Below are 21,193 nucleotides of genomic sequence, written 5' to 3' on the forward strand. Positions count from 1 at the left end.
CAGAAAGAAAATAAATTTCAAACAACATGGCAACAGACAGAACTCAAATTGGTTACAAATTCGAAAACGGCGATATTCCGTCGCAGGGAGACTTTCAGGAAGTTTTTAACAGTTTTATCCATAAAGACGAAGACAAGGCCGACTTTCAAATGGTCGAAGAAGGAAGGGATAACCTGCATTATGTAACTCCTGCCCTTTTGTATACAGGTTTAAAGAATATTGGCATCATTACTGGGAATAGCTACATGCCACGTAAAGAGCATTTTGACTCTTTTGTTGGCGATACCATTACTTTGCAATATGCACCAGTTAATTACAGTGTCAAAGTATTTAAAAACGGACAATTATTGCTAGAGAAAGAAGGCCAAGGAAATGACGGAGATTACATCATCAATTACGAAATGGCCAAAATCACTTTTTCAGGAAGTATTGACAATAGAAACATTGAAGTCGATTATTGGTATAAAAATTTAGCTCCAAATTCAAATCCAGGAAGTGGATCTAGTGAACCAATTGACTTTACAAGCTTTTTACATACTTCAGGAAATGAAACCAAAAACGGAATCCTGACTTTCAACAACACTACTCCTGCCTCAACAAGCGGAATTGTATTGACAAACAGCGGTGCCGATGCTGGCGCAAAAGTATTGGATGTAACCGTTAGCGGAGCTGGAAGCGGTATTGCAGTCCAAAATACAGCAGCAGGAACTGGTATAAAAGTATCTAACACTGGAACTGGAACAGGTTTACAAGTGAACTCTTCTTCAGCAGCAACAGGAGATCCTTTGCAAATATCGAAAGATAATGTTGTAAAAGCTAAAATTGATGCTGAGGGAATTGTAACAGCTAAAAAATTTGTTAGCGAAGGCGGAACAGCTGAAAAATTTGTAAAAGGAGATGGCTCTCTTGATGATAAAATTTATGCTGAAGACACAAAAGTAATTCATACCACTGGTAATGAAACTAAAGACGGAGCTTTAAAACTAACGCACAATACTTCGGCAGATGATGTTTTAACAATTGAGAAAAATAATAGTGCAAACTGCCTAAAATTAGTTCAAAACTCTAGTTCTAGTGCTACTACTTCAACTTTTGACACGAATACTGAAAATGTTAACAGAAAAGCGATCAGCGTTCAAAAAATACAAGTCGAAAAAGCCTTTATTACACATGACGGAAACGTATCAGGAACTTCATTTACAACATTAAACGAAAAAGCGGATATTACCGATGGCTTTTTAACATTAGCCGCTTCAACTTCTGCAACAGCAACAGCAGGCCATGCAAAATTATACGCTAAAACAGACGGAACTACCGACTTGTATGTTATGGGTAGTGATGGAGTTGAGAAGAAGATTGGTGCAAGTGGTGGTGACTTAGATAATGTTTTGCATAAAACAGGATATGCTACCGAAACAAAAAACGGAGAATTAGTTATTGATAGTGGGACTGAAGATGTTAGTGGATTGGTATTAAAAAAAACCATTCCTACATTTGATCCTTATAGTGGAGGAGTTGTATATTCTTCTGGATACAACAATCCATACAATATGGTTGAATTATCTACACAAGAAGTTTTGGTAGCTAATAATGGAGGAAACAACGTTTTGAAAGTACCTTTAAACGGTGGAGCTCCTTCTTTATACTCTTCTGGTATATCATCACCTTGTGGAATCGCATTATTACCTAGTGGTGAAGTATTGGTTGGAAGTATTGGAACTAATTCAGTTTATAAAATACCTGCCAATGGTGGAACTCCAGAAATATATTCTACGGGTATAACAGGAATTAATGCTATTGCCATTTTACCAAATGGTGAAGCTTTGGTAGCTACTGCAAATGCTAGTGGAGTATATAAAATTCCTACTGGAGGAGGCAATCCAGTAATTTATTCAACTCCGAGTTCAATTGTACGAGATATTGTGGTGTTGCCAAATGGTGATGCATTAGTTGCTTGTCAATCTGCAACAGTATACAAAATTCCTTTTGGAGGAGGGCCTGGAATTGTATATGCCACTGTTCCAAATAACTCAATCTCATTATGTTTATTGCCTACTGGAGAAGTCTTGGTAGGAGCACCATATTCTAGTCAAGTACATAAAATACCTGTTGATGGTGGAGAATCTTCTTTTTATGCATCTATGCCTAACTTTTACTCCTATATGGCATTAAAAAGCGATGGAAAAGTACTAATATCTAGTATAAATAATGATGACATAAGAATATTAAATGGATTATCTCAAAGAGTACTAAAAACAGATACCTCAGGATTAGTAGTCAAAACAAAATATCTAGAAGATGTTCCATATCTAAAAGTTTCTGAATTTATCTTAACTAGTTATGCAAAATTAGCTTCTCCAATTTTTACAGGAACACCAACGTTACCAACAGGAACTATTGCTACAACACAAACAACTGGAGATAATTCGACTAAAATAGCTACAACAGCTTTTGTTAACAACTCTCTTATAGGCACATTAAAAATAACTGGAGGAATTAATGCGGCATCACATCAATACAAAATTTCTGACTCTGTTGGCAATAGCGCTCCTTTAAGATTAAGTTCTAATTGGGTAACAAACTTTGGTTCTGGAGATATTGGCACAAATACAGTTTTTGGGATAGCCAATCAAAATAATACGACAGGATTTAAAAATAGTTCTTTTGGTTGTTCTACGGCTACTTTTAATACTACTGGAGGAGAAAATGTGTGTATTGGTTATAACGCAGGTTCATATGTTAATACTGTTCTTACCAATCCAAATTCAATAACAAATCAATCTATTTTCATAGGGGCAAATACAACTTCGTTTTCTAATAATCAAACAAACCAAATAGTAATTGGTTGTAATACAATGGGAGCAGGTTCTAATACTGTAACCTTAGGTAACTCTGCAATTACAAGTACAATATTACGAGGTGAGGTATCTGCTACTTCATATAAGGTAAATAATATAAATACTCCTCCAGCAACTGCAACAAGTGCAGGAACAACAGGAGAAATAAGATTCACAGCAACTGGGATATTTATTTGTATAAATACAAATACTTGGATAAAATGTGTTGGAACAACATTCTAAAAAATAAAAAAAATGGAAAATACAAAAATCAATAAAGAAGAAGCAAAAACAATCAACGCAGAGCAATTAAAGAAATTACAAGATTTTAATGTCTTTATGGATAAAGCAAGATTATCGTTGGGAGAATTGTCTATTCAATACGAGTTTCAAAAAGCAGATATTTTAAGTCAGATTGCCGTTCAGCAGCAAAATTTTAATGAATTGGAAAAAGCCATTAAAGAAGAATACGGAGATATTCGCGTGAACATTGAAACTGGCGAAATTGTAAAGCAAGAACAAGAATAATTCTGGAAAATAGTTTTTAAATAGTTTTTTAGGAACCACAAATTTATCAGCCTGTCAAGTGTGGTTCCTATTAACTTTATTAGGGCTTTACAGCCAATTTTTTGTACAAATTAAGTACAAACTTCAATCATATTCTTCGTTCTAATTACTTTAAAGCAATCTGCTTCAATTAATTATTGCTCTTTTATAAAATTCAATTTTACAGCGATAAAATAAATTAATAGTACTTCAAAAAAGGTGAAATCAAAAGTATTTAAAAATAACTTTCTCACCTCATCAAACTTAGTTTTTGCTTAACGCAATCCTTCTCTAAGTTGAGACAAATCATAATCAATTATAAACAAAGTATGGAATATTACAATATAGCCAAGTCATTGACTGCGGCAAAAAATGATTGCGCTGCCGGAGTCATGGGAACTTCCGTTACACTAACTGCAAATGCAAATCAGTTTGTATCGACAATAAGTGTTGAAGATGCCAATGCAAAAGCAGATGCATGGTTGGCAGCAAATGTTCAAGCTTATGCCAATAACACGGGTTCATGCAGAATTACAGCCTGGAGAGGAGTAGATCCGTCTTGTGTTGTAGAACCAAATGTAATCTTATCTCCTTTTAACTACATGGTTATTAGATACAAATGGGCATTAGGAGCAGGAGAAGATTTTGACACTTATACCGGAATTATTAATTCAGGAACTTCCTTAGATAATAAATGGATGGGATGGGGTCATGGATTTAATAACGAAATTCCAACAAGTGCCCTAGCTGCAGATTCTTACATCATGTGGGCTGGTGATAATACACAAGCAAATGGTGTTGAAGCCTGCCTTGTGAATTTCAGCAAAATAACAACAGACTACCCTACTTTGAATACCGTTCAGGTAAGAATGGCGGGTTCATGGTATAGAAAATTAGGCACTGGAAATATAGATGTAGAGGTAGTTACCTATCTCGGTGGAACAATGCAAAAATCTGGCTATGACATCATAAATGTTGGCGGAACTCTGGTTGATCGAAAGAACTTTTCTAAAAAAGTACCAATCCAAGGAACCAACTTGGCTAAAAACATTGAAGCCGTTACCAATCTAGGATTCATTACCTACATCAAAGACTCGTCTACAGGACAAATCGTAATTAAATATTAAAAAACAAACGTATGGGAAATACAGGATACAAATCTTTTGCGGCACTCGAATTATATTATGTTGATGACGGAACCCCAACAGGACAGCCAACTAAACCAAATGTAGTTACAGATCCTGATTATATTGCACCCGTTTTAGATACCGCAACATGTGCTCCCAGCATCAGATATTATAGTGTAGAAAAAAGATTAAGCGCAAAAAAAAATAACTGCGGAACAGGATACAGCGGAAGCACCGTTACGCTTACTGCTCTTCCAAATCAATTTGTTTCTACTATAAGTCTTGCAGATGCCAATGCTCAAGCAGATGCGTGGTTAGCGGCAAATGTACAGGCTCATGCAAATATGGCAGGAACATGTGAAATCACTCCAACCTATGGTGGCGGCGGCGGGCCTGGAGGGTGTTTTGTTGAAGGTACTCTAATCACATTACCTGACGGAACAAGAAAAGCAATTGAAAAACTTACTCTTGACGAACTTTTGCTTTCTACAGAAATTGAAACGCTTAACGATACTAATATTCCAGATGAATTGTATAAATGGTCATGCGAATATTTATCTGAAAACAGAATCGTCTCGCCCATTACAAAAATTGCAAAACAAGTTGCCGACAAAACAATTATCGTTAATGACCGATTATTGGAAGCTACTCCTACTCACTTACAATTAATTCAGCGTAATGGCTTTTGGAAATTTATTCCTTTAGGAGATATCATCGTTGGAGATAATTTATACTCGATAGACAAAGAAATTATTCCTGTTACTACTGTAACTGTGAATTTAGAAAAACGAAACATCTATCCGATGACCTTAAATCCATTTCACACGTATTTTGCGAATGGGATTTTAACTCACAACTACAAACAAGCTATGGATTATAATCAGTAAAATAAAACTTGGATTTGATGAACAGAAATAGCTCTTCTTAAAATTTCCTAAGTATTTAATCCAAATTCCACAGAAAAATTCTTTTTAAAATTGACCATCAAATAATATTTAGTCAAAAATGAATGTGGAATTTGGATTTACGTGTATTATGATTTCCAATTAAAAACTTCAATCAGTTTGTAATTATCAAAACAAAAAACAAAAAATGGACACCAATCATAACAGAATAAAAGTGGCTGATTTAGAAATAAATGAGCCAAACAAAACCCTAGTTACCAATGAAAAAGGTGAATTAACTTTTAATAATATTCCTGAAAAAACCTTTAAAACTATTATTGGTGAATCAATTCTTGGAAGCGGAGATATAGCCTTATCAAACAAGCAGGATATTTCTAATCAGGTTAGTGTAACATTACCTGCAACTGTTCAAGATTCATGGCATGGAAAAACGGTAAAATTTACAGGCACCGGAGCTCTAACAATTCCTACTTCGTTTATTAATTCAGGAATGTGTTTTGAAGGAATCACCAAGATAGGAACATCTTTAACCTGGTCTATTACCTCTCCCAAAACATTTGAATTTGGAACACCTCCTGCAGTAAGTGAAAAACAGATTTTTACGTTCATGCAAAATGAGGGTCAGCATTCAATAATGATTTTAGGACTATAATTATGGGATTAAGAAAAACAATTTTTGGAAGGTCAAAAATAAGTACTGTGTACTACAGGGGGAAAAATAAGATTAATTTATTAAATCAAATGTATACATCTCTCAGTCCTGATGGAACAAGATTATATACAACCTTACACAATGGACCAGATTCGATAGCACAATATTCCTTATCAATTCCTTGGGATGTAACCACAGCAACCTATTTAAGCAAGTCTATGACTATGACTCAGAATGGAGAAAGTCAAATTAGAGGACATTTCTTTTCTCCTGATGGAAAAAGGGTTTTCGTTTCTGGAACAACATCAAAAAGCATTTATATTTATCAGCTTGCAACGGCTTGGGATGTCTCTACAATTAGTTATGTGGGATATTATCCAATCGGAACAACAGGATATAATTTTTTAAGTCCAGATGGAACAATGTTCTTTAATCATACAGGCAGCACGCTTACTAAGTATCTGCTATCAACACCATGGGATCTAAGCACGCTTACACCCTCTCAAACACTTAATTTTAGCACACATGGATTTTACGTTACTCCCGATGGCAAATCTATTTTATATACAAAATTGAATGGCACAAGATCAGTTATTAAAATAACCCTATTAAATCCTTATGATTTGGCTGGTGCATATACTTCTGAATCAATTGACTTATCTGCTATAATACCTGCTGCAAATTTTTATGCTGTTAATTTTAGTCCTGACGGTTTAAAAATGGTCTGGAGCTCTTACACGGCTAGTGTTTGGAGTTTTGATTTATCAAAACCTTTCAAAATAAATGGTAAACTACTCATCCTAACATAAAGAAGTAGATAATTAGAATAGGATTTGACAACTGTTAAATGCGTAAAGTTTAATGTACGAAATAGTTATTCTTTCATACCGATAGAAAACTTTATTAAGTCAGATCTCATAACTAATAAATTATAAATCTTCTTTAAAGTCAATATATAAATAACTAAACTTATTCCGTAAAATATCAAAAATAGACTGCAATTGGCAATTCTGAAAGCATTTATTAAAAGCTGCAATTAAAAAATATGAACACAAATCACAACAGAATCAAAGTATCTGATTTAGAAGTAAATCAACCTAATAAAACTTTAGTAACTAACGCAAATGGCGAATTAGAATTCAGCGAAGCCACAGCAAGCAAGCAAGATTTACAATCTGTTTTGGAAACAGGCAATTATGCCACAAAAAACATATGGATTGGTAACGAAGGCAAGCAGATTTTTGTGGGGGCAGAAAGTGAAGATGCGGTTCAGTTAGGATCTGGCGACATGGCTGGTCTAAGCCATAAATCTACCTTTATTGGTAAAAATGCAGGTAACGGAACAATACAAGAAATGGTTACCGCCCTAGGTTATTATGCAGGAGCCGGAAACCAGCATCCAAGAGCCATTATATTAGGCGCTTCTGGATCGACGGTATACACAACCGCTCCAAATCAATTGGCAATAGGAACTAATGAGGCTTATAAAACTATTCGTTTTAATACCGACGTACAGACAGATTTAGATCTAAATTTTCCTTCAACAAGCGGAACCTTAGTTACATCCAATAATTTTAAAACAGTAAATGGAGAATCTATTGTTGGAACTGGAAATATTGATTTATCGAAGAAACAAGACATTGCTAATCAGGTTGAAGTAAGTACAAGTCAAACTATTCCATCTAATTGGCATGGAAAAACAGTATTATTTACTACTAGCTGCACAATTACTGTTCCTGCTTCATTATTAGAAAGTTTTATTTTTAACGGCATTACACTTCCTGGAGCAAGCGTCACATGGGCAATTACTGCTCCTCACACCTGGCTATTTGGAACACCTTCTATAACAGCTGAAAAGCAAATTTTCACTTTTACAAAAAGAGGAAACACAAACAGTATTTTATTATTAGGTGTGTAATTATGGGGAGCTTAGTACAAAATACCATATTTGGATTTGAAAAACATAAGGCCAATACTTTTATTGGAGGTGTTTCGACCACTATTACATCTGCTTCATCTTTAGCGACCAGATTAGGCATTCCGTTAAGTAGAATTAAAGCTTTTAAAACTATAGGGTCTGATATCTTGTTTGAAATTACTGACGGCAAATATAGTATTCCAACCAATGCTTTTGCAGGATTATCTACAATGACATACTATAATGACAGTATGGGGCTGGTTACAACTATCAATAATAATGCTTTTTTTGGATGTTCTTCAGTAACTTCTTATAATTTTCCAGAGCTCACAACTATTCAAAGTTCTGCAAGTAATACGGGAGGAGGAACATTTGGAAGTAACACATCACTAATTTCTTTTTCTGCTCCTAAATTAACATCAATAACAGGGGGAAACTTGACAAGTAATGGGTTTTGTTTTCATTCAAATTCAAATCTTAAAACTTTTAATGCTCCTTTGCTTAATGGTTTGATACCTGCATATACATTTTATTTGTGTTCAAAACTGACAACTGTAACAACTGGTATCATTACTGGTATAGGAAATCTGAGCTTTTGTGAATGTTCAGAATTGACTGGTTTTAATTTATCTAATTCCACCTCTATAGGAAACAGTGCTTTTCAAAATTGTGCCAAGATGGCCTATGTTGATTCTTTAGATCAAGCTTTGAACATTGGCTCATCTTCCTTCAATAAATGTCTGCTTCTTCCTAATTTTTCTGCAAATAAAGTTACAACAATTGATAATACCGCTTTTTTTGGATGTTCTTCAGTAACTTCTTATAATTTTCCAGAGCTCACAACTATTCAAAGTTCTGCAAGTAATGCGGGAGGAGGAACATTTGGAAATAACACATCACTAATTTCTTTTTCTGCTCCTAAATTAACATCAATAACAGGGGGAAACTTGACAAGTAATGGGTTTTGTTTTCATTCAAATTCAAATCTTAAAACTTTTAATGCTCCTTTGCTTAATGGTTTGATACCTGCATATACATTTTATTTGTGTTCAAAACTGACAACTGTAACAACTGGTATCATTACTGGTATAGGAAATCTGAGCTTTTGTGAATGTTCAGAATTGACTGGTTTTAATTTATCTAATTCCACCTCTATAGGAAACAGTGCTTTTCAAAATTGTGCCAAGATGGCCTATGTTGATTCTTTAGATCAAGCTTTGAAAATTGGCTCATCTTCCTTCAATAAATGTCTGCTTCTTCCTAATTTTTCTGCAAATAAAGTTACAACAATTGATAATACCGCTTTTTTTGGATGTTCTTCAGTAACTTCTTATAATTTTCCAGAGCTCACAACTATTCAAAGTTCTGCAAGTAATGCGGGAGGAGGAACATTTGGAAATAACACATCACTAATTTCTTTTTCTGCTCCTAAATTAACATCAATAACAGGGGGAAACTTGACAAGTAATGGGTTTTGTTTTCATTCAAATTCAAATCTTAAAACTTTTAATGCTCCTTTGCTTAATGGTTTGATACCTGCATATACATTTTATTTGTGTTCAAAACTGACAACTGTAAAAACTGGTATCATTACTGAGATTGGAAAAAACGTATTTGATTCTTGCTCATCATTTACAGGTGTTGGATTAGATTTAACCGAATGTAAATACTTTGGAAATCAAGCGTTCAGATCTTGTTATTCTTATACAGAAATAAATGCTCCTGCGTTAGTCACATGTGGTGAATCACCATCATATAATGGTGTTTTCGAAAACATTAAAACAGGTATAATTATTACAGTTTCATCATCGCTTAAAACAATAAATGCTGGCCAGCCTGATGGAGATTTAGTTTATGCTTCACAGACGAGACAAGCAAATATTATTTATGTAGCTGCATAACGGAATTGCAATATGCTTTTTAAAAGGCAAAGACAAACTTTATTATAAAATTTAATTATGAGCAGCTTATTACAAAATACTGTATTCGGTAATAAATAAATATAAATCCAATACTTTTATTGGAGGAGTTGCCGGCACAATTAATCTTTTGCTGTAACTGAAAATGATATTCAATTTGCTGTTACAGGAGCAAGTTATTCACTTGCGGTTAATGCATTTTCTGAAAATAAAGATATTACCTACTTTGACGACAGTTCAGGCTTAATTAAAGATTGTCCTTTTGGTCATGCCTTTTATCACGCAGAAAATCTAGAATGGGTTAATCTTCCTGGAATGAATAGATTAGGTTACAGATGCTTTAGCGGATGCGTTAAACTTGAAACTATACACTTCAACTCTCTCTTAGAAATAAGTTCAGAAGGCTTTACTAATTGTACTAAATTAGTCAATCTAAATAATAGTTTTCAAACAGTTACAAGTTTAGGAAATATTTGTTTTCAAAATTGTACATCAATTACTAACCTTCACTTTCCAAATGCAGGTTTATCTAACCTTAATGGTTCCCTAGGAATGTTTCAAGGAATGTCATCCTTAGTTTCACTTTTTGCTCCTAATTTAACTTTAGTTCCAAATGGAAATAATGGAGGTGGAATGTTTGCAAATTGTATAAATTTAGAAAATGTTACGCTGACATCTTTGAATTTCATACCTGTAAACTTTGTTTTAAACTGTACGAAATTAACTTCTTTGAATTTACCAAATGCTGTTAGCGGTAATTTGTTTAATGCTTTTGCAAATACTCCATTACTAGAAACGCTATATACACCTCAATTGAATACTTTAATCACTAACTCCTACAGGGCTTTTTATTTATCAGGAGTTAAAAACATTGATTTTTCTAAAATCAATAATTTAAGTATTCTAGCAAATGATATTTTCGAAAATACAACCAGATTATTAACACTTGACATCAGATCATGTACAACTTCTATAGGCACAGATGCTTCAGTTAATAACAATGTTTTTAGACTTATTAAAACTGGCGTTACTATAATTGCAAATGCTGCACAGCAAAATATTAATTTAGGCCAGCCTGAACCTGATTTGTTAAATGCTATATCAACAAGGGGTGCTACTGTAATATATGTGTAATTATAAATAAGATCCTATCCAAAAAACAATTAAATTTGGAGACCTTAAATCACACAATTAATTATGAATTCAAAAAGAAATTCGTTCTATTTACCAGCCTTTTTAATGATGTTTTTTTTTGCATCATTTTCGTATTCTCAGACTTCAAATCCTGCTCCGAAAGCAGAAAACAAGTCCAAATTATTTGAAGAAACTGTCACCGACAGTGATTATTTAATGGCTATTGAAAAAGCCGGAGACGTTTTAGAATCGGCTGCAAATGATGCCGAATTTGAAGGCAGTACTTTTCATTTGTTTGGAGAAATTAAAAGAACCGAAAGTAAACTTGATTTAATTCTAGCAAGTCTAAAAGGTGCCAACCCAAATGTACGAAATCAGCAGATGTATCGTATTGTTCTAAAGGAAATTGAACAGGAATTAAACGATCAAAACACTGCAATAAATACTCGTAATCAAAATCTTGAAAAAACTAAAAGCAGAATTATTGATCTGCGCAAAGACAAAATTTTATTTACTCTAATAAAAGACACAATCTTAAGAAAGCAATTCAAAACAGAATTGGCAAATCTTAAAAAAAGATATCTTAAAGCTGATAGTCTGATGACAAAAAATCAGGAGACTTTAAATCATAAAAAAAGATTGACTGTTGAGCATAAAATTGCTGTTTCTAATGCCTTGACAACTGTAGAAACTAAACTGGAAAAATCAGGAATTAGTATTCTTAATAAAGAATATCCATCATTATGGAGTACAGATACGGCAGCAAAAAAAGTAGTATCGCACAACATTAAAGCTAAAATCATAATTGAAGAAAATGTAGCCGCTTATTATTTAAGTTATAAAGCCGGATCGTTAATTACTTTATGTTTCTTTATGGGGCTTTTGGCTTGGTATATTTCACGTAATTTGAAATACTTAAAATCCAACGGACATGACGAAAATCTAACTCTCTTTAACTTCAAATATTTAAATAGAGGTATAATTCTGCCAGTAGTTGTAATTGCTTTAAACATTGCCGTAGTAACAAATTTATATGCTCCAGCACTATTTTTAGAATTACTTCAACTTTGCTTATTGGGTGTTCTGACGATCTTGTTTAAAAATGACTGGTCCGGAAAATCAATGCGAAACTGGTTATTGCTTTTCGGATTATTTTTTGCACTTTGTTTCCTGGATCTTTTTATCGAAGTTGGCTTATTTCAGCGTTGCTCCTTTATCATTATCAATATTTTAGGAATACGATATGGCCTGGTTCAGATTAAGAGTTTAAAAGATCAATTGTACATCAAAGGATTTTTTAAATGGGCCAGCATTATTTTTATCGGATTAAATGTTTTATCTATACTTTATAATCTTTTTGGAAGAGTTTCTCTTTCAAATATGCTAAGTTTATCAGCTTTTATTTCTCTAACCCAGATTGTTGCATTGAGTGTTCTTTTAAAAATAATTCTGGAAATAATTCTTTTACAAATTTATACAACCCGAGTAAAACGCGGTATCGAAAAAATATTCGATTATGAGAATTTATCAGATACACTAAAAAAACCATTTATAATTGTAATCAGTTATATGTGGCTGGTTGTAATTGCATCTAATTTAAACATTTGGGAATCGTTACGTTCTTCTTTTGGTACTTTATTGAGTCGTCCCAATACAATTGGAAGCATCACTTTTACTTTAGGAAATATTGTTTTGTTTTTTATCATTGTCTGGGCAGCACATTTATTACAGAATTATGTAGCTTACTTTTTTGGAGAAATTGAAGACGAAAACGAAGAAAACATCAACAAAAGACAACATTCTAAATTACTTATTACAAGACTTATTGTATTGATTGTAGGTTATCTTTTAGCTGTTGCTGCTTCGGGAATGCCTTTAGATAAACTAAGTATTCTTCTGGGAGCTTTAGGAGTCGGTGTTGGACTTGGACTGCAAAATGTCGTTAACAACTTTGTTTCGGGAATTATTTTGATTTTTGATAAGCCTATTCAAATTGGAGATGTTATTGATATTAGTTCTGAATCTGGAAGAGTAAAATCGATGGGATTAAGAACAACTAAAATCAATGCTCCAAATGGCGCCGAAATTATTATACCAAATGGTAATTTATTATCTCAAAACATTACCAACTGGACCTATACCGATAATTTTAAACTGGTAGATATTTCTATTGAGATCAGTGGAGATGCCACTCCCGAAGATATAAATGCCACTATTTTAAGTTCTCTTGAAAATCTTCCTTTGGTAAATAACACTAAACCTTCTCAGATTTATTACAATTCTATTTCTGATGGAAAATTCAAAATACAGATTAAATTCTGGTGCAGTATTTACAGAACCGAGGAAACTATAAGCACAGCCAAACAAGTTTTATTTAGCAATTTTAAAGCTAAAGGATTAACTTTTTCAACATAAAAAATTAGAATGGAAAAATGGTTTGAGAATTCACTTTACTCAAACCATTTTTTATTTATTGTAAAATTTATTAAAAATGGATTTTCTACAAATAATAGCAGGAAGATATTTACTTGAACTTTTGGGCGCATTTGCAAGATTTATTTACTTAAATACTGTAATTTTATTTAATGACGATGATTTTATTCTGTTTTCAGAAATATGGTCACCAAAAGGAAAGATCAATAAAAAAGAGGATAACAGTAATTTAAATCACATGATAGGCGTGATTGTTTTTGGCTCTATGATATTTTTATTGGTAATTTTTACAACATAATATTTTAACTCCAATCGCTAAGATATACCCAACGATAGCGCGGATTTGCAATCAGGCTGCAAATACTCGCAACTGGAATAAAAAAATGGTTTGAACTAAAATTAAGCTCAAACCATTTTTTGTTTTATAAAAGTTACTCTAATCCTGCTTTATAAAAACCAACTCCTCATTATAATTCGCAATGCTTACCAAAGCATTATAAATATACTTCGCCACCAAGGCACCGCCTTCAAAATTAATTAAATCAATATCGTCTTCGGGAGTGTGATACTGCGGATGTCCGCCTGTGTGAAATCCTATAGCTGAAATGGAAGCTTTGTAAAAAGAAACGTGGTCAGATCCTCCAACATCACCAGCGAAAACAACCGGATTTAGTCCGCTGTTTTGGCCTAGCTTTTTCATGAGTTCAACACCGTTAGGAAAAGTTCCCGCACCGCCCATATAGATTTGTTTCTCGGCATTTAATCTTCCTACCATATCCATATTCAGCATTACTTTTACGGCTTCCTTTTTGACAGGTAAGTGATTCACAAAATATTTAGATCCAAATAAACCTTCTTCTTCTCCGCTGAAAGAAATAAAAATAATACTTCGTTTAGGTTTAATTTTCAATTTGGAAACTTCTTCTAAAATACACAACAAAGCCGAAACTCCAGAAGCATTATCATCTGCGCCGTTATGGATAGCAATAGTATCTTTTTTCTTGCTTCCAGATCCTTTTCCTCCCCAGCCCCAATGATCGTAATGCGCACCAATAACGATAAATTCTTTTTTGAGTTTTTCATCAGAACCTTCAATAAACCCAAAAACATTTTGTGTCGAAACACTGTCGGATTTCATTTTATTGATTCCTTCTTTTACAAATACTTTAAAAAACTGATCATAAGTATTATTAAACTTTTGCAAACCATACTTTTTAAAGTACTTTTTTATGTAAGCCGCGGCATCATTATTCCCTTTTGTTCCCACAAAACGACCTTCTAATTTATCTGAAGAAAGATATTTGTCGTGTTTATAAAATGTCTGAGCCAGGTTATTCTTTTGAGCATTTGCAATAAAGCTGAAAAGTAAAAAACTGAAAACAAGTTTACTATTGAGGTTCTTCAAAAATTTCATAATCAATTTAGTTATCTAAAAATTGGCACACGGATAAAACGGATTTTAATTTATAGATTTTAAAAATAAATCCGTTTTATCCGTATGCCATAAAATTTATTTCAGTTCAAAGATCTTATCCATTAAAATCCATTTTTCTCCGGATTTGGCTTGAGGAAGTGCTTTTTGGAATTTCCACATCAAAGTTTCCCATTCCTGCACTTTTGGATTTTCGGCATCTATTTTTGCTTTTTCTGTAAAGGAGAAATTATCATCGGCTTCAATAATCATAAACAAACGATCGCCTGTGTTGTAAATTTCTAAATTGATAATTCCAGATTGTTTAATGCTTTTCTGGATTTCGGGCCAGACATTTTTGTGGTAATCGATATATTCTGCAATTAAATCTGGGTGATTATTTAAATCTAAGGCAAGACAGTATTTTTGCATAATTTGAATTTTATTTTAAATCGAATGCGGTGTGCTTAATAAACTTTCGATTATAAGTGTACAATATATGAACTTTTTTATCTGAAGTCTGGATAATGGCCGGATAACTAAATTCGCCTTCCTTCTGATTTTCTAAATCAAATAATTTCTTCCAATTTACACCATCTTTAGAATATTCAACATCTAAAATATTTCTTCCGTTAAACCAGTCTTTTCCCATTTTTAAAGGATTGTTTACCAATAGAAATGATTGATCAGATAATGTCACAGCATCAACTCCAGAATTGGAATTTACGACATTTATACTGTCTGTTTTCTGCCATGTTTTTCCGTTATCTTCAGACCAGCTCGAAATTAATTTATTATGTCGGCTTCGGGATAAAATCTGAATTTCTTTATCAGAATGAACTAAAAATGTGGGCTGAATAATATCAAAATTTTTCTTGTCGTTAATGTCAGAAATAGTCCAGCTGTCTGTTGCTTCTGTATAGGTTTCTATAAAAACTCTCCATTTATTATCGTCAATACTTTCGGTACTGCTGCCGCATAAAATAACGCCGGGAGTAGTTTCTATTGGCTTGTTTCGAATTGGCCCTAAAATACCTTTTGGAAGATATTTTGAATCACTCCATGTTTTTCCATCATCTTTAGAGACAATCATAGCGCCAAACCATTCTCTCGGATTTTTTCCCACTTTATAAAATAAATACAAATTCTGGCTTTTGCTTTTAAACAAAACAGGATTCCAGCAAGGCAGTGTATCTCCGTCTTTAATTAAAGGTTTAATAAGTTCTTTTGGTGCAGACCATTTTTGTTCTTTATAAGATGAAACGTAAATGCCAACATCTTTTGCTCCTTCATGTTTTCCTCCAAACCAAGCGGCTAAAAGGGTATTATTTTCTAATTCTACTAATGTGGAGGCGTGGCTGGCTGTTGTAACTGGAATTTCAGCAATATAATTTTGTGTAATGTTAACTGCTTTTGGTTCGTTTTTTACAGAAGTACAAGAAACGAAAACAGAAATTAATAAAGCCACCGGATAATATTTTTTTAAATTCATAACCTAACTTTTATATAAAACAAAAGGAGAGTTTCCTCTCCTTTTGAATTTTTAAATAAAGAGTGTGTGTCTCTTTACTCAACCAAATTAATTATTTAGTGTCCCACCAAAGTTTTGTTCCTCCGGTATCAGGACCTCCTAGTTTTGTAATAGCATCTTGAACAGCATCTCTGTTTGCAGAATATTCGTTTGTAACGTAGATAATCCTTTTTAGCAGACTTTTTCCAACTCCTGCATCAGTATTATCTGTGTTAAGCGGCTGGTAGATTACTTTAGCATCACTTCTTCTTAAGTCAGCAAAAGCTTCCCAAGATTCCGGGAAAATTGCTAAATACTTTTGAACTGCAATTTGCGTACGCTGATCTGCAATAGAAGCTGACCATGCAACTGGTAATTTCACCGGAATACTTTCTGTTACTAAACCTGGATAAAGTGTATTAACATTTGGAGCAGTTGGCAATGAAGTTCCTGCAATATAATTGTTGATTGCAGCAGGATCTGTAATTCCCCATTGTGCCATAGACAATCTAATTCCTTCTTCATATAGAGACTGAGCACTTCCACCCATATTCCAACCGTTTAATGCACCTTCTGCTCTTGTAAAAAAGTTTTCAGAAGCCATAAAGATTTCGATGTTTTTAGTATTACTTAAAGGAGCAGAACCTGGATTTGGTCCTAAACCTAAAACATTTTCATTAAAAGGAGAGAAAGCTTTGTTCTTTTCTTCATCAAAATAGTTGTTTAAAGTACCAGCTGGTCTACCAATATAAATACCTGTATTTCCTGGTGAAAACCATTTTTGTAACCTTGGATCGCTGTATCCTAATAAAAGACTTTCCATAGAAGATGTCATTTTATAACCCCATCCGCCTACAACCATATTTAAGTTGTTTGGCGTAATAGTACTAACTGCGAAATAAGCGCTTTGCTGATTATTTTGCATAATACCAGCTGCAACAGCTGCTTCTGCTTCAGTTTTAGCTTTAGCAGGCTGTACATCAGAAATTCTTAATGCTAAACGTAATCTTAAACTGTTACCAAAAATTCTCCATTTATCAGTACTTCCTTGGTAAACTCTATCATTTGATTCAAAACCTAAAACTGTATTTACAGAAGTAGAGCTTAATACTGCATTTGATTCATTTAACAATTTAAAAAAGTCTTCATAAATAGACTCTACACTGTCATAAGCTATTTTTTCTTTACCATTACCAGCTTCAGAATAAGGAATTGGTCCGTAAGCATCAACCATTTGGTTATACATAAAAACTTTCCATATTTTAAGGATTGCTGTAGCTTCAGCATTTCCTTCAGCTGCTTTAAAAGCATAATTTAAACCTGGAACTGCAATTGTATAGAATCTTGTCCATCCTCTTGACTCGTAACCATTTACGAAATCATTTCTTTCTGTACCATAACCAGAAGAAAGATAATGGATGAAACTAGAAGACAAAATACCTGTTGCAATACCCCATGTTCCCTGATCATCTGCATATTTAGTAGCTTCACCAGCTCCATTATGAATACCTGCATAAAGAGCTGTCGCAAATGCCGGTCCTGTCATAGAAGCATCTATCTGATCTTCTGTCAACGAATTAGGATCTGTATTTATTTCATCAAAATCGCCTGTACAGCTCGATAAAATAGAAACTGCCATTAATGCAACTCCTAATGTTTTTATTTTAAAACTATATTTCATGATATCTCTTTATTTAATTAAAATCCAAATTTAACATTTACCCCATATTCTCTTGTAGTAGGAATGTTGAAAGACTCTACACCTTGCAAGTTTCCTGTACCAGCACCTGCTTCTGGATCAAAATATTTAGCTTTGTTCACGAAGAAGAATAAATTTCTTCCTACTAATGAGAAATCAATACTTTTAAAACCTGAATCTCCTAAAAGACGTTTTGGTAATGAATAACCAAAAACAAGTTCTCTTAATCTAATGTTTGTAGCATCATAGATAAAAGGTTCTGCTACTGGATCTCTTTGCCCAATTGATGTCCAGTATTGTTCTGCTGTGATACTTGTTGTATTTGGAGAATAAGTTCCGTTACCGTTATCAACTACACCAGGAACAATAATACCACCAGCTCTTCCGTCAAGAGTAAGATCACTTACCCCTAAACCTGCCATTCTAGCTTGTGTGTATGAAATAACTTCACCACCAATTCTAAAATCAACTAGGAAACTTAAAGAGAAATCTTTGTATTTGAAACTGTTTCTGAAACCTGCTGTCCAGTCTGGATTAAAATTTCCAGCTCTAACATCAAATCCATTAGTTGCCAATGGCAAACCTGCACTGTTTACAATAATATTTCCGTTTGGATCTCTTTGGAAACCTTTAACATATAAATCTCCATATTCACCACCTAAAACAACTTTACTTCTAACCAATCTTCCCTGGCCTAAAACTAATTCATCTCTTCCTCCGTAAATTGATTTTACTTCAGATTTGTAAGTTGCGAAGTTAGTAGTAATATCCCATGTAAAGTTTTCTGTTTGAACCGGAGTTGCTGTAAGAATAGCCTCGAAACCTTTATTTTGAATCTCCCCTCCGTTAACAATCGCTCTTTCTTTAGAAGATGATTCTGGAGTATTAATATAGAATATTTGATCTTTTGTATTAGTTTGGAAATACGTAACATCTAATCCTAAACGGCTGTTGAAAAATCTAATGTCAGCACCAAACTCTACAGAGTTAGACATCTCTGGTCGTAAATTTGGATTTCCTGCAGTTGATTGAGGAAATAAAATACCTCCATTACCTCCAATATAAGTAACTCTTGAACTTGTTTGATAAGGATTTGTATCATTACCTACTTTAGCATAAGAAGCTCTTAATTTAGCAAAGCTGATAACTTCTGGCAAAGTAACCATATCTGATATAACTCCAGATAAACCTACAGAAGGATAAAAGAATGATCTATTATTGGCAGGTAAAGCAGAAGACCAATCATTTCTTGCTGTTAAATCTAAGAACAAGTAATTTCTAAATCCAATTTGTGAGAAACCATAAACAGAGTTAATTTGTCTTTCTGAAGTCGAAGAATTTGCTTCTACAACCGGTACATTCGACATTGCGAAATAATTTCTCTTTCCTAAACGTCCTCCTGAACTTAATGAAGAACTATTTTGTTTTAGTATACTGGCACCACCATTGATTCCTACATTGAAATCTCCAAATTTCTCGTTATAAGAAAGTAAAGCATCTGTATTTAATTCTGTTGCTGTTTCATAAAACTCATTATAGTTACCTACGTTTTGGTTAAATTCTGCGGTAGCGTATTTTTTTGTAACGATTTTATTTGTTGTCTGATCTAAACCAGTTCTAACTTGTAAACTTAAAGTACTTGTAAAATCATATTTAAGAGAGGCTAATCCAATGAATCTGTTTCTTTTGTCCTGACGATCATTATCACGTAATGCTGACCAGAAAGGGTTTCCTCCAGGAGTTCCAGATCTGTCTACAAAATAATTTTTTTGTAATTGTCCTGCTGCATCCGTATATTCAAAATCTTTATAATCATTGTATTTGATACTACGAGGCAATAAGTAAGCAGAAGTACCAATAGATTCTTCTCCTGTTCTTAACAAATTATCAATATCCTGAACAATGTAGTTTGTTTTTGCATCTAAAGATAATTTATCTGTAAGTTTACTTGTAAATCTTAAATTAAGATTATGTCTGTCAAGCTGATTTCCTCCAACAATACCTTCAGCACGTGTGTTAGTATATGAGAAATAACCTTGTGCTTTTTCATTTCCAGATGTAATAGATAATGTATTCGCTAAGTTATAACCTGTTTTATAAAAATCCTGAACATTGTTTGGCTGCGCTGTGTAATCTGTAGTTGCAGGTCCAGAATAATTAGGATTACGAACCAACTGCCATGCAGGAACTTGTCTTCCATCAAATTTTGGCCCCCAGCTTGAAGCTGAAGATGAGCTGTAGTTTCCTAAATCTCCTTGTCCATATTCATTTTGGAAATTTATCAAATCGTAAGCAGACGAAGCCATAAAGTTAGATGACAACGAAACCGAAGTTTTTCCTGCTTTACCAGATTTAGTAGTAATAACAATAACACCATTACTTGCTCTGGTTCCATAAAGTGCTGCTGCAGATGGTCCTTTCAAAACCGTCATCGAAGCAATATCTTCAGGATTAATGTTTGAAATACCATCTGGCTGTGTTGTACCTCCTGTATCAACATTATCATTACCAGCACCAGTACCATTACTAATTGGCACACCATCCACTACATATAATGGCTGGTTGTTTCCAGTAAGCGATCTGTTACCTCTTAATGTAATTCTTGAAGAAGAACCAACACCATTTGATGTTGTAGAGAAGTTAAGACCCGCAACTTTACCCGAAAGTGAGTTGGCAACGTTTAATGATCTTGCTTCTGAAAGCTCTCCTACTGCAATGTTTTGAGCGGAGTAAGTAATTGCTTTTTTCTCTCTTTTAATACCAAGAGCAGTTACCACTACCTCTCCTAATTGCTGAGTGGATGCTCCCAAAGCCGCGTTAATTGTAGTTTGAGTTCCTACGGCCACTTCTTTTGAAGCTGAACCAACATAAGAGAAAACCAAAACTGCTGATTGATTTGGAACTGTAATTGTGTACTTACCATCAAAATCTGATGATGTACTTGTTTTTGTTCCTTTAACAACAACATTTGCTCCAGGGATCGGAATTCCGCTTTGAGCATCTGTTATCGTTCCTTTTACTGTAGTTTGTGCCTGCATACTTTGGAATCCAAATAAGCATATCACCAACAGTAATTTTAGTACGTCCTTGATCATATTTAGT

The 21,193-nt window shown here is 33.7% G+C and carries 16 protein-coding genes; 11 read left to right on the top strand and 5 right to left on the bottom strand.

Annotated features, from left to right (window positions below):
• Positions 1–26: 26 nt before the first annotated feature.
• The 11 genes from L1276_RS12920 (at position 27) to L1276_RS12970 (ending at position 13,769) form a co-directional block, all read left to right on the top strand.
• Entirely contained in the window at positions 27–3,080 is a 3,054-nt protein-coding gene (locus L1276_RS12920; protein WP_253788397.1) for a hypothetical protein, read from the top strand.
• 12 nt (positions 3,081–3,092) lie between these two features.
• On the top strand, positions 3,093–3,365 hold the full coding sequence (locus L1276_RS12925; protein WP_253788399.1) for a hypothetical protein: 273 nt from the start codon (positions 3,093–3,095) through the stop codon (positions 3,363–3,365).
• Between the two features lie 347 nt (positions 3,366–3,712).
• Positions 3,713–4,510: a DUF5977 domain-containing protein gene (locus tag L1276_RS12930; RefSeq protein ID WP_253788402.1), complete on the top strand. Its 798-nt coding sequence runs from the start codon at positions 3,713–3,715 to the stop codon at positions 4,508–4,510.
• 11 nt (positions 4,511–4,521) lie between these two features.
• Positions 4,522–5,397 (top strand): DUF5977 domain-containing protein, encoded by an 876-nt coding sequence (locus tag L1276_RS12935; protein WP_253788404.1) that lies wholly within the window; start codon positions 4,522–4,524, stop codon positions 5,395–5,397.
• 205 nt (positions 5,398–5,602) lie between these two features.
• The gene (locus L1276_RS12940) at positions 5,603–6,067 is read left to right on the top strand and encodes a hypothetical protein (protein WP_253788406.1); all 465 of its coding nucleotides are present in this window, start codon (positions 5,603–5,605) and stop codon (positions 6,065–6,067) included.
• Between the two features lie 89 nt (positions 6,068–6,156).
• Positions 6,157–6,876 carry a YncE family protein gene (locus L1276_RS12945; RefSeq protein WP_253788409.1) on the top strand — a complete coding sequence of 240 codons (720 nt, stop codon included), beginning with the start codon at positions 6,157–6,159 and terminating at the stop codon, positions 6,874–6,876.
• A gap of 236 nt (positions 6,877–7,112) precedes the next feature.
• Positions 7,113–7,985: a hypothetical protein gene (locus L1276_RS12950; protein WP_253788411.1), complete on the top strand. Its 873-nt coding sequence runs from the start codon at positions 7,113–7,115 to the stop codon at positions 7,983–7,985.
• Positions 7,986–7,987: 2 nt separating this feature from the next.
• Positions 7,988–9,886, top strand: a complete 1,899-nt coding sequence (locus L1276_RS12955) for a leucine-rich repeat protein (protein WP_253788413.1) — start codon at positions 7,988–7,990, stop codon at positions 9,884–9,886.
• A gap of 264 nt (positions 9,887–10,150) precedes the next feature.
• Positions 10,151–11,038 carry a leucine-rich repeat protein gene (locus tag L1276_RS25360; RefSeq protein WP_371924191.1) on the top strand — a complete coding sequence of 296 codons (888 nt, stop codon included), beginning with the start codon at positions 10,151–10,153 and terminating at the stop codon, positions 11,036–11,038.
• 63 nt (positions 11,039–11,101) lie between these two features.
• Entirely contained in the window at positions 11,102–13,453 is a 2,352-nt protein-coding gene (locus L1276_RS12965) for a mechanosensitive ion channel family protein (RefSeq protein ID WP_253788417.1), read from the top strand.
• Positions 13,454–13,529: 76 nt separating this feature from the next.
• A complete protein-coding gene (locus L1276_RS12970; protein WP_253788419.1) occupies positions 13,530–13,769 on the top strand; it encodes a hypothetical protein in 240 nt (79 codons plus the stop codon).
• 138 nt (positions 13,770–13,907) lie between these two features.
• On the opposite strand, the gene L1276_RS12975 is transcribed toward L1276_RS12970, so the two are convergent.
• From L1276_RS12975 to L1276_RS12995, 5 genes are all read right to left on the bottom strand, one after another.
• Positions 13,908–14,885 (bottom strand): M20/M25/M40 family metallo-hydrolase, encoded by a 978-nt coding sequence (locus L1276_RS12975; RefSeq protein WP_253788421.1) that lies wholly within the window; start codon positions 14,883–14,885, stop codon positions 13,908–13,910.
• 96 nt (positions 14,886–14,981) lie between these two features.
• Positions 14,982–15,314: an L-rhamnose mutarotase gene (locus L1276_RS12980; protein WP_253788423.1), complete on the bottom strand. Its 333-nt coding sequence runs from the start codon at positions 15,312–15,314 to the stop codon at positions 14,982–14,984.
• Between the two features lie 10 nt (positions 15,315–15,324).
• Complete coding sequence (locus L1276_RS12985) at positions 15,325–16,374, bottom strand: exo-alpha-sialidase (protein WP_253788425.1); 1,050 nt, start codon at positions 16,372–16,374, stop codon at positions 15,325–15,327.
• Between the two features lie 91 nt (positions 16,375–16,465).
• The gene (locus L1276_RS12990; RefSeq protein ID WP_253788428.1) at positions 16,466–18,073 is read right to left on the bottom strand and encodes a SusD/RagB family nutrient-binding outer membrane lipoprotein; all 1,608 of its coding nucleotides are present in this window, start codon (positions 18,071–18,073) and stop codon (positions 16,466–16,468) included.
• A gap of 17 nt (positions 18,074–18,090) precedes the next feature.
• A complete protein-coding gene (locus L1276_RS12995; RefSeq protein ID WP_253788430.1) occupies positions 18,091–21,186 on the bottom strand; it encodes a SusC/RagA family TonB-linked outer membrane protein in 3,096 nt (1,031 codons plus the stop codon).
• Positions 21,187–21,193 lie beyond the last annotated feature (7 nt).

Source organism: Flavobacterium sp. HSC-32F16, assembly GCF_024171645.1.
Lineage (GTDB): Bacteria > Bacteroidota > Bacteroidia > Flavobacteriales > Flavobacteriaceae > Flavobacterium.